At 49.7% G+C, this 2,681-nt stretch carries 2 rRNA genes; both read left to right on the top strand.

The window, feature by feature from the left end:
- Positions 1 to 2,485, top strand: a 23S ribosomal RNA gene (locus QM928_RS09790); the annotation flags it as partial.
- A gap of 79 nt (positions 2,486 to 2,564) precedes the next feature.
- Positions 2,565 to 2,680 (top strand): 5S ribosomal RNA (gene rrf, locus QM928_RS09785).
- Position 2,681 lies beyond the last annotated feature (1 nt).

Below are 2,681 nucleotides of genomic sequence, written 5' to 3'. Positions count from 1 at the left end.
GAAATCCCGTCGGAATCTGGGAGGACCATCTCCCAACCCTAAATACTCCCTAGTGACCGATAGTGAACCAGTACCGTGAGGGAAAGGTGAAAAGCACCCCGGGAGGGGAGTGAAATAGAACCTGAAACCGTGTGCCTACAACAAGTTCGAGCCCGTTAATGGGTGAGAGCGTGCCTTTTGTAGAATGAACCGGCGAGTTACGATATGATGCGAGGTTAAGTTGAAGAGACGGAGCCGTAGGGAAACCGAGTCTGAACAGGGCGCATTAGTATCATGTCGTAGACCCGAAACCATGTGACCTACCCATGAGCAGGTTGAAGGTGCGGTAAGACGCACTGGAGGACCGAACCAGGGCACGTTGAAAAGTGCTTGGATGACTTGTGGGTAGCGGAGAAATTCCAAACGAACTTGGAGATAGCTGGTTCTCTCCGAAATAGCTTTAGGGCTAGCGTCGACATTAGAGATTCTTGGAGGTAGAGCACTGTTTGGGTGAGGGGTCCATCCCGGATTACCAATCTCAGATAAACTCCGAATGCCAATGAATTATGGTCGGCAGTCAGACTGCGAGTGCTAAGATCCGTAGTCGAAAGGGAAACAGCCCAGACCACCAGCTAAGGTCCCAAAATAATTGTTAAGTGGAAAAGGATGTGGGGTTGCACAGACAACTAGGATGTTAGCTTAGAAGCAGCTATTCATTCAAAGAGTGCGTAATAGCTCACTAGTCGAGTGACCCTGCGCCGAAAATGTACCGGGGCTAAAACAATTTACCGAAGCTGTGGATACCTTTATAGGTATGGTAGGAGAGCGTTCTATGTGTGAAGAAGGTGTACCGTGAGGAGTGCTGGAACGCATAGAAGTGAGAATGCCGGTATGAGTAGCGAAAGACAGGTGAGAATCCTGTCCACCGTAAGACTAAGGTTTCCAGGGGAAGGCTCGTCCGCCCTGGGTTAGTCGGGACCTAAGGAGAGACCGAAAGGTGTATCCGATGGACAACAGGTTGATATTCCTGTACTAGAGTATGTAGTGATGGAGGGACGCAGTAGGCTAACTAAAGCAGACGATTGGAAGTGTCTGTCTAAGCAGTGAGGTGTGAATTGAGTTAAATGCTTAGTTCTATAACATTGAGCTGTGATGGGGAGCGAAGTTTAGTAGCGAAGTTAGTGACGTCACACTGCCAAGAAAAGCTTCTAGCGTTTAAACATACTCTACCCGTACCGCAAACCGACACAGGTAGTCGAGGCGAGTAGCCTCAGGTGAGCGAGAGAACTCTCGTTAAGGAACTCGGCAAAATGACCCCGTAACTTCGGGAGAAGGGGTGCTGACTTTAAGTCAGCCGCAGTGAATAGGCCCAAGCAACTGTTTATCAAAAACACAGCTCTCTGCTAAATCGTAAGATGATGTATAGGGGGTGACGCCTGCCCGGTGCTGGAAGGTTAAGAGGAGTGCTTAGCGGTAACGCGAAGGTATGAATTGAAGCCCCAGTAAACGGCGGCCGTAACTATAACGGTCCTAAGGTAGCGAAATTCCTTGTCGGGTAAGTTCCGACCCGCACGAAAGGCGTAATGATTTGGGCACTGTCTCAACGAGAGACTCGGTGAAATTTTAGTACCTGTGAAGATGCAGGTTACCCGCGACAGGACGGAAAGACCCCATGGAGCTTTACTGCAGTTTGATATTGAGTGTCTGTACCACATGTACAGGATAGGTAGGAGTCTACGAGATCGGGACGCCAGTTTCGAAGGAGACGTTGTTGGGATACTACCCTTGTGTTATGGCCACTCTAACCCAGATAGGTGATCCCTATCGGAGACAGTGTCTGACGGGCAGTTTGACTGGGGCGGTCGCCTCCTAAAAGGTAACGGAGGCGCCCAAAGGTTCCCTCAGAATGGTTGGAAATCATTCGCAGAGTGTAAAGGTATAAGGGAGCTTGACTGCGAGAGCTACAACTCGAGCAGGGACGAAAGTCGGGCTTAGTGATCCGGTGGTTCCGTATGGAAGGGCCATCGCTCAACGGATAAAAGCTACCCTGGGGATAACAGGCTTATCTCCCCCAAGAGTTCACATCGACGGGGAGGTTTGGCACCTCGATGTCGGCTCGTCGCATCCTGGGGCTGTAGTCGGTCCCAAGGGTTGGGCTGTTCGCCCATTAAAGCGGCACGCGAGCTGGGTTCAGAACGTCGTGAGACAGTTCGGTCCCTATCCGTCGCGGGCGTAGGAAATTTGAGAGGATCTGCTCCTAGTACGAGAGGACCAGAGTGGACTTACCGCTGGTGTACCAGTTGTCTTGCCAAAGGCATCGCTGGGTAGCTATGTAGGGAAGGGATAAACGCTGAAAGCATCTAAGTGTGAAACCCACCTCAAGATGAGATTTCCCATGATTTTATATCAGTAAGAGCCCTGAGAGATGATCAGGTAGATAGGTTAGAAGTGGAAGTGTGGCGACACATGTAGCGGACTAATACTAATAGCTCGAGGACTTATCCAAAGTAACTGAGAATACGAAGCGTGATTATTTTTAAGTGAAATTTGAAAGATATTCAATTTTGAGTAGGTATTACTCAAAGTTAAGTGACGATAGCCTAGGAGATACACCTGTACCCATGCCGAACACAGAAGTTAAGCCCTAGAACGCCGGAAGTAGTTGGGGGTTGCCCCCTGTGAGATAAGGAAGTCGCTTAGCT

This window comes from Streptococcus infantis, assembly GCF_047460405.1.
Lineage (GTDB): Bacteria > Bacillota > Bacilli > Lactobacillales > Streptococcaceae > Streptococcus > Streptococcus infantis_Q.
The sequence above is the reverse complement of the archived record's forward strand: the minus strand, read 5'-3'. Positions and strand labels throughout refer to the sequence as shown.